We start from the raw sequence: 7,539 nt of genomic DNA, 5'->3' as shown, positions 1-7,539 counted from the left end.
CTTGGATTGAGATATATTATAATCGTCAAAGACGACACTCAACTCTGAAATACTTAAGCCCGGTTGATTTCGAAAATGAAAACAGTTATGCTTATTTACGTGTCCCACAAATCGGGGGAAGCACAGACCCTCGACCCCAATGGCACTTCCCCTGTCGGTCGGTCGGTCTTGACACTCTTCATTCCTGTTAGTTCACTGATTACCCGCTGTTATTCTTTGTTTCTTCAGGTTATGCACCGACAGTCTGAGCCCGATTGGCGATAGTAGCGCTTCAGGAGGACGAAAAACCCATCACTCCTGTTCATCGAAGCGCACGACACCCCAACTCTTAAATTTCCGCCTTATTTCCCTTTAAAATATGCCTCCCGGAATTTCGCCAGCAGATTTTTCAGCGTCTCGATGTGGGTCTTATCGGTGGTCTGTTTGCATTTCATCGCCGCCACCAGCATCTGATGCAGTAGCGAAACCTTGTTGAGATACTCATCATATTTCGCCTTGTCCTCAGGCGCCACCGGAGCAATCCGCTGGGTCAGAAAATACTGCGAGACAATCTCCATTAATTTGTCGGCATGGGCTTCTTTATTGGTAATCCACCGGACAATCTGATTATAGTTCTTGTCGGCGGTGGCGGAAAGCGATGTTATCTGGTCCATCGATTTTTCAATAGTGGCGATATCTTCGGATATAAGATAAAAGCGGGTGGAATCCTCATAGATGCCGCAGGGGATTTCGCAGTGCGCCGAAAGATTTGTCGCCGTCAAAAAAATGCTAAAGATAATTCCCAGTGAAACAATCATCAGGCTTTTCATCATACTCTCCTTTCCTTTAATCAACAATCGGATTTAATACGGTTTATCCAACAGAGGCGGCTAAAGCGAATTTGAGACCTCCTCTTGCTATTGCCGCCGCTCTTTATTACTTTCCCCGCCAATATAATGCATGACCCTTCAAACGGCAGTTGAAATAGGAAAAAAGTGAGCGGTGAAACAGCATATTTCGGCGAGATAATCGCGCTGGTCACGGCGCTGGTTTGGGCTGTGGCGGTAATATTATTCAAAAAGAGCGGAGAAAAATTCCACCCTCTCGGTCTTAACCTCTTCAAGAATATTCTGGCGTTTCTTCTCTTTCTTCCGACCATCTATCTTTTCGGGCAGACTCTGTTTCATGATGCGCCTGTTTCCGATTATCTCCTGCTATTCCTGAGCGGTTTTCTGGGGCTGGCGGTTGCCGATACCTTGTTTCTGACCAGTTTGAATATTCTGGGGGCGGGACTGGCGGCGATTCTTGCCTGCCTGTACAGCCCGACTATCATTATCTTATCGGTATTATTCCTGGATGAGAGACTGACCTGGATGCAGCTTGCCGGGGCATCACTCATTGTAGCGGCAGTGCTGACAACGGTGATCAAAAACAAAAACAATGGCGCTCCCGCAGACAAGAAACGTCTCTGGCTCGGGATATCGCTGGGGGCACTATCATATCTGGCAGGCGGAATTGGCGTTATAGTGATGAAGCCGGTCCTGGAGCGCTCGCCAATTCTCTGGGTAACCGAGGTAAGACTTCTGAGCGGAATAATATTTGTGACAGCCCTTCTGGCGTTACATCCGGGGCGGAAACTGATTCTGGCGCCGGGAATGAATCGTCGCGGCTGGGGATTTACCATCGCCGGGTCGCTTGCCGGGGCATATTTTTCGATGCTTCTCTGGCTGACCGGCCTGAAATTTACGCAGGCATCGATTGCCGCCGCCTTGAATCAAACTACCAATATTTTTATCTTCCTGTTAGCCGTAATATTCTTGAAAGAGCCGGTTACTGCCCGACGGGTGTTTGGGATAATTCTGGCGGTTGCCGGGGCGTTGCTGGTTACATTTGGATAATGCCGAAAGAGGCGAGGTAAGAAATGGAAACGGGATTCATTGGACTGGGCTCGCTGGGGAAAGCGATTGCGGGACGATTGATAGAGGCTGGAGTAAAGCTGTCGGTCTGGAACCGCAGCATATCAAAAGCGACCGGTATGGCGGCGGTGGCGAAATCACCCGGAGAACTGATTTCGAAAAACAACATAATTGCGCTTTGCCTCTCCGAAAGCGGCGCGGTAAGGGAAGTCCTGGAAGGGGAGAGAGGTTTACTGAGCGGTGATATTTCCGGCAAGGTCATTATTGACCACACTACCAATCATTTTGATGCCGTTGCCGGATTCCACAACCAGGTTAGAAAAGCCGGGGGATTCTATCTGGAGGCGCCGGTGCTGGGGAGTGTCGTTCCGGCGTCAAAAGGGCTTCTGACCGTGCTGGTCAGCGGGGAGAAAGAGGCTTACGAGAAGATGTTGCCCTATTTCGAGAAGATGGGGAAGAATATCTTTTATATGGGAGAGGCAGCAGTAGCCACCAGGATGAAACTGGTGAATAATCTGGTGCTGGGGAACCTGATGGCGGTTCTTGCCGAGGCCGTCGCCTTTGGTGAAGCCTGCGGGGTGGAGCGGGAGAAAGTGATTGAGATCCTCTCCAAAGGGGCGGGAGATTCGGGTGTGCTTAACGGGAAAAGAGAGAAACTGCTGAAAGAAGATTTCTCGCCGCATTTTTCGTCGGCGATGATTCATAAAGACCTGCATTATCTTCAGGACCTGGCGCGTCAAATGAAACGTCCCCTTCTGACCGGCAGTGTCATAAAGGAGCTTTTCGGAATGGCGATTCGGGAAGGGTCAGAGAAGGAAGATTTCTCGGCGGTCTATAAGCTGTTTAAGGGATGAATTAACCAGGCGCCCTATCATCCGGGCAAATACCTTGCTGATGATTATTCGTCAGGCGTAAATTCATTCACTTTTTCACTCCAATTAATATTGGCAGGAAGTCATCTTGCAAAGACGTCGCATCAGGTGACTTGCTTAATTCGAAGCGGTCTTCCTTGACCTCAAAGCCAACCTCCCTTAGAGTACTAATCCAGTCGGCAAGCGGGAAAATACCGAGTATATGCCGGTCGGTCTGGATATCAAGATACCCTTCACGGCGGATAAGATAGACATAAGTGCACTCATAGTTGCCGTCATTTGGTTCCGGGTCGTAATTGTTCTCGATATAGGTGATTTCAATCTCTCCCTGACGATGCTGCGAAACGACCGTGCGGTTCTGGACAAAGTGCTCAGGCCATTCTTCTACGAAAGTAATCATGACGCCGCCCGGTTCAAGATGGGTATGGGCGGTGAGAAAGGCGGCGCGCAGTTCCTCGAGGCTGGTCATATGGCAGATGGCGTCATGAATGACGACAGCATCAAATTTTCTTCCCAGACGGGCGATTCGCAGGTCATCAATCCGATACTCCACCTCGGGATTCAGTTTTTTGGCTAACTGGAGAATCTGGGGATTGATATCCAGCGCGGTGATCTTAAAGGCTCTTTTCAGGATAGAATCGAGATGCCCTCCGCCGGCGCCAAGATTAAGGATATGTTGGACCTTACCACCGCCATATTCATGGAGTTTCCGGATGAAGAGCTCTCCTTCGTCAATATAACTCTCCGGCGGCGAGATTATAGGCCAGAGCCAGGCGAGGTCTTTGTAAAGCCTCATCGTCTCTTCGGAACCGATTTTGGGACGCATAACAGAAATATAAAGAAGATGAAAGAAAAGGGCAATTGGAGGGTATTGCCTTTACCCCGGCGAGATAGATAACTCTGCGGAATTTTCTAAACTGACCGCTTCAAGGTGACGATACCTTTAATATGGAGAAATTTCGCTTGTATCATTTCGCCGGCGCCTTATATTAATCCTGGTGGTAATCAATGACGGCAACGCTAAGAATTAATCACGGTCTGGCGCTTCTTCCTGATTTAACGCAGGTGGAAAAATCGCTTTTCGATAAAGGGTTTGAGTCTATTGCGGGAGTCGATGAAGCCGGGCGGGGACCTTTAGCCGGTCCGGTGGTGGCGGCGGCGGTGATTCTTCCGAAAGATACGGTGATTAAGGGGCTGGATGATTCCAAGAAATTGACACCGCGACGACGCGAAGAACTATTTGATGAAATAGCGGGCTGCGGCGCCTCGTGCGCTGTGGGAATTATAGACAATATCACCATTGACCGGATGAATATCCTGAAGGCGTCGCTTCTGGCTATGAGGAAGGCGGTGATGTCGCTTTCGCGGAAGCCGGAATTCGTGCTGGTGGACGGCAATCATACCATTCCCAACCTCGAACTGCCGCAAATCGCAATTGTCTCCGGTGATTCGCTCTGCGCCTCCATTTCGGCGGCATCGATTATCGCCAAAGTGACCCGTGACCGGATAATGGACAAGTATCAGGAAATCTATCCCGAATTCTCCTTTTCCGTGCACCGGGGTTATCCTACCCCGCAACATCTGAGCGAACTTAAGACTCATGGGCCAACCGATATTCACCGGAAGAGTTTCCGTCCGGTGGAAGAATTCATTCCGGTGCCGCGAGGCGGCAAATAAGCCATACCAGTTTGTCTCACCAGCAAAAGAAATCATCGCGGGCAAGGGGGGACCAGTTCGAGCGGAAAGCCGAAGAGTATCTTGTTAAGAGGGGGTATGAGATTCTGGCGCGCAACTGGCAGGCGGGGCATAAAGAGATAGATTTGGTTGCCCGAAAAGATAAAACGCTGGCGTTTGTGGAGGTAAAAGGAAGCCGCGGGGACAGATTCGGACACCCGGCATACCGGGTCGATAGAAAAAAGCGGGAAAACCTGGCGCTGGCGGCGGAGCGGTTCATTACAGAGATGGGATTGCGGGGATTGGAATTTCGATTTGATGTGATTACGATTTACGAGGGAACCCTGGAACATTTTCCAGGGGCGTTTCAACTGGAATCGGATGATTCCGGCGCCGGCGCGAATGATGTCGAAGAGTCTTTTTGAGTCATCCTCAAAGCCGAATCCTCTGCCCGGACAACCGAATCGGTCATCTCCGAAACATATTTCCAGAAATCTGCCGGGACCCATCTCTCGGTTCGGAATTTTTCAACCAGAGAGAGCATCTCTTCGCGGCTCACGGCGTGTGCGGTCAGAATCGAGTCCCGGACAGTCAAAAAGCGAGGCTTGTCGTTGCGGTAAAGTTCGGCCGCGAGGGAGGTCACGGTCACAACGGCGGCATATTTCCGGTATTCGGCTTCAAGTTTCTCCTGTTTCCAGTCCTTAATATAAAGATAACCGGCAACCATCAGCCCGATTGACACAAGAACCGCAATTATCCGCAAAATCAACTTCAGCCAACTTCCGGTTGAAATTATCCGTAATTCTGTTAAATTATTAAGGTTATATCGATTGGTCAATATATATATGGAACTAAAATATCCGCCGATGCGAAGAAAAAGCCGGGCGGTCAAAATAGGCGATTGTATTATCGGGGGCGGCTTTCCGATAGCGGTTCAGTCAATGACCACCACCGATACTCGTGATGTCGATACCACTGTCGCCCAGATTCAGCGTCTCATTGCCGAAGGTTGCGAGATTGTGCGGGTGGCGGTGCTGGATGACAACGCGGCATCCAAGTTGGGGGAAATCAAGAAGCGGATATCCATTCCGCTGGTGGCGGATATCCATTTCAAATACAAACTGGCGCTGGAAGCGATTCGTCAGGGCATCGACAAAATCAGAATCAATCCGGGCAACATCGGCGCCGACTGGAAAGTGCAGGAGGTAACCGCGGCGGCAAAAGATGCCGGTGTGCCGATACGAATCGGCGTTAATTCCGGGTCGCTCCCCAAAGATTTGCTGGAGAAATACGGGCACGACAATCCGGAAGGGTTTGTCGAGGCGGCGTTGCGCCAGATTGAAATCCTGGAGAATAAGAATTTCAAGGATATCGTTATCTCGCTCAAATCGACCAATGTCAATACGGCGTACTGGGCATATATGATGTTGGCGGAAAAAGTCGATTATCCCTTTCATCTCGGGATAACCGAATCGGGAACCCTTCAGACCGGCTCGCTCAAATCGGCGGTCGGATTGGGGGCGATATTGATTAACGGCATCGGCGACACCATTAGAGTCTCGCTTTCGGCCGACCCGGTGGAGGAAGTGAAAGTCGGCAAAGCGATTCTGAAATCGCTGGAGCTGAAAAAAGAGGGAGTAGATGTTATCGCCTGTCCCACCTGCGGACGATGCCAGATTGATATGATTCCGCTGGCGGAGGCGATTGAAAAGAAGACCCGTCATTACAAAACCCCGCTCAAGGTTGCCGTGATGGGCTGCATCGTTAATGGTCCCGGTGAAGCCACCGCGGCCGATGTCGGCATTGCCGGCGGTGACGGTCTCGGGATTCTCTTCAAGAAGGGAAAAATTATCGGGAAGGTGACCGAGAAGGAACTGGAGGAGACGCTTCTCAAAGAGATAGAGGAGATGACCGGCGGAGAGTGAGGAGGAATGGAAGTTCCAAAATTGGTGCCCCACCGCTTGCGGTGGGGAGTCTAAAATATCAGGATGCAGGTCGGGTTCTGAGTCCGAATCGGGATGGTTCAGGGTGGTATGAAGATGAAAGACCCGACATTCTTGTTTAATGACTAAGAATTATCTCAAAAAACTTGGTTTCTGGGGCGTCGTTTTCTTTACGGTTAAGGGGCTTCTCTGGCTAACCGTGCCGCTGCTGATTGCCAAACTGTGCGGGTGAAACTATCTGCAATCTCCGAGTAGACCAAACAGCCGGCCGCAGCCGGGCGCCTGATATCATTTGCTAATTTCCGATTGACGAAATGGAGATAAGGGGGTATATTTTACTATAATTTCAGTCCCATCAGGGAGGCATTCTATGAAAAAATCTATATTCTTGATGCTGATGCCGCTTTTTTCCATTTGCGCGACGATGAATGAAGCGAAGGCGGGGGACAGCGTCTTTACGGTCACCAGCTTCATCCCGGAGCGGTTCCGGGATTTTGAGTGGAGGGTGGAAGGGAGCGGGAGTACTCGTCAGGTGGAGGACAATACTTGGAAGATTTGGCAATATGATGATGCCTGGAACTTGCAAAACAACAGAAGTGAGCAATCGATAGGCAATCTCAAATTAATGAGTAGTTCGAAATATTACTTCTATTCCTTGCAAAGATATTATTCGCTCTCACTTCTTTCCGAATTTTCCGTCAATGAGAATTCAACACCACAACGGAGCGAAGAACTGAGCGATGAGCTATTTCGATATGTTAGCAATGGACGGCATCAACAAACTGAATATCAGGTGAAATTGGGCCCGGGAATGACAGGCGGGAGCTACTTGCTCGGCGACCTTTATGTTGAGCTCGGTGTGACAGGCGACCTGTATTTCTCCATAATGAGGGGTTTGAAGTCTTCTCGAGAGAGTGAGTGGACACGGGAAAATTACCCAGACACGAATCATACATGGAAGCGGCGGTCGACAAGTGAAGTAAGCGGCAAGGCGCACTATACTAGACTTGCTGTTCAAGCCGGAGCTAAGGTCGGATGGGGCAGGCTCTATGATGCTCGATTTGCTTCCACGGTTATGTATATTATTGACGAATTGAGAAAAGCCGGTCTGCTTGACCGAGAACCAGACAAGGAACAGATGCTAAGTCTTTGTGC

The 7,539-nt window shown here is 50.0% G+C and carries 9 protein-coding genes and 1 pseudogene; 7 read left to right on the top strand and 3 right to left on the bottom strand.

The annotated features are described in order from the left end of the window. A pseudogene (locus tag AB1690_11440) lies at positions 1-77 on the top strand (IS3 family transposase). Positions 78-341: 264 nt separating this feature from the next. Here the strand turns inward: AB1690_11440 and AB1690_11435 are convergent. Next, complete coding sequence (locus AB1690_11435) at positions 342-812, bottom strand: superoxide dismutase [Ni] (protein ID MEW6015924.1); 471 nt, start codon at positions 810-812, stop codon at positions 342-344. 162 nt (positions 813-974) lie between these two features. Here AB1690_11435 and AB1690_11430 point away from each other — a divergent pair, with 162 nt between their 5' ends. Further along, entirely contained in the window at positions 975-1,877 is a 903-nt protein-coding gene (locus AB1690_11430; protein ID MEW6015923.1) for a DMT family transporter, read from the top strand. A gap of 23 nt (positions 1,878-1,900) precedes the next feature. Continuing rightward, positions 1,901-2,749, top strand: coding sequence for an NAD(P)-dependent oxidoreductase (locus AB1690_11425; GenBank protein MEW6015922.1), 849 nt, complete (start codon positions 1,901-1,903; stop codon positions 2,747-2,749). A 67-nt stretch (positions 2,750-2,816) separates the two neighbouring features. Here AB1690_11425 and AB1690_11420 read toward each other — a convergent pair whose 3' ends face one another. Further along, on the bottom strand, positions 2,817-3,563 hold the full coding sequence (locus tag AB1690_11420) for a class I SAM-dependent methyltransferase (protein MEW6015921.1): 747 nt from the start codon (positions 3,561-3,563) through the stop codon (positions 2,817-2,819). A 212-nt stretch (positions 3,564-3,775) separates the two neighbouring features. Between AB1690_11420 and AB1690_11415 the strand changes: the two genes are divergently transcribed. Further along, on the top strand, positions 3,776-4,444 hold the full coding sequence (locus AB1690_11415; GenBank protein MEW6015920.1) for a ribonuclease HII: 669 nt from the start codon (positions 3,776-3,778) through the stop codon (positions 4,442-4,444). Between the two features lie 11 nt (positions 4,445-4,455). Further along, positions 4,456-4,866, top strand: coding sequence for a YraN family protein (locus AB1690_11410; protein ID MEW6015919.1), 411 nt, complete (start codon positions 4,456-4,458; stop codon positions 4,864-4,866). Here the strand turns inward: AB1690_11410 and AB1690_11405 are convergent. After that, on the bottom strand, positions 4,809-5,210 hold the full coding sequence (locus AB1690_11405; protein ID MEW6015918.1) for a hypothetical protein: 402 nt from the start codon (positions 5,208-5,210) through the stop codon (positions 4,809-4,811). The two genes, AB1690_11410 and AB1690_11405, sit on opposite strands and share 58 nt — an antisense overlap. Positions 5,211-5,307: 97 nt before the next feature. Between AB1690_11405 and ispG the strand changes: the two genes are divergently transcribed. Continuing rightward, a complete protein-coding gene (gene ispG / locus AB1690_11400) occupies positions 5,308-6,366 on the top strand; it encodes a flavodoxin-dependent (E)-4-hydroxy-3-methylbut-2-enyl-diphosphate synthase (protein MEW6015917.1) in 1,059 nt (352 codons plus the stop codon). A gap of 388 nt (positions 6,367-6,754) precedes the next feature. Then, positions 6,755-7,539, top strand: a 785-nt coding sequence (locus tag AB1690_11395; protein ID MEW6015916.1) for a hypothetical protein, incomplete at its 3' end; no start/stop codon positions are given.

The sequence above is a fragment of the Candidatus Zixiibacteriota bacterium genome, assembly GCA_040753495.1.
In the GTDB taxonomy this organism is placed as follows: domain Bacteria; phylum Zixibacteria; class MSB-5A5; order GN15; family PGXB01; genus DYGG01.
The sequence above is the reverse complement of the archived record's forward strand: the minus strand, read 5'-3'. Positions and strand labels throughout refer to the sequence as shown.

Coding starts and splice junctions, on each gene's coding strand:
- AB1690_11435 (MEW6015924.1), bottom strand. CDS start 812: ATGATGAAAAGCCTGATGATTGTTTCACTGGGAATTATCTTTAGCATT.
- AB1690_11425 (MEW6015922.1), top strand. CDS start 1,901: ATGGAAACGGGATTCATTGGACTGGGCTCGCTGGGGAAAGCGATTGCG.
- AB1690_11420 (MEW6015921.1), bottom strand. CDS start 3,563: ATGAGGCTTTACAAAGACCTCGCCTGGCTCTGGCCTATAATCTCGCCG.
- AB1690_11415 (MEW6015920.1), top strand. CDS start 3,776: ATGACGGCAACGCTAAGAATTAATCACGGTCTGGCGCTTCTTCCTGAT.
- ispG (MEW6015917.1), top strand. CDS start 5,308: ATGCGAAGAAAAAGCCGGGCGGTCAAAATAGGCGATTGTATTATCGGG.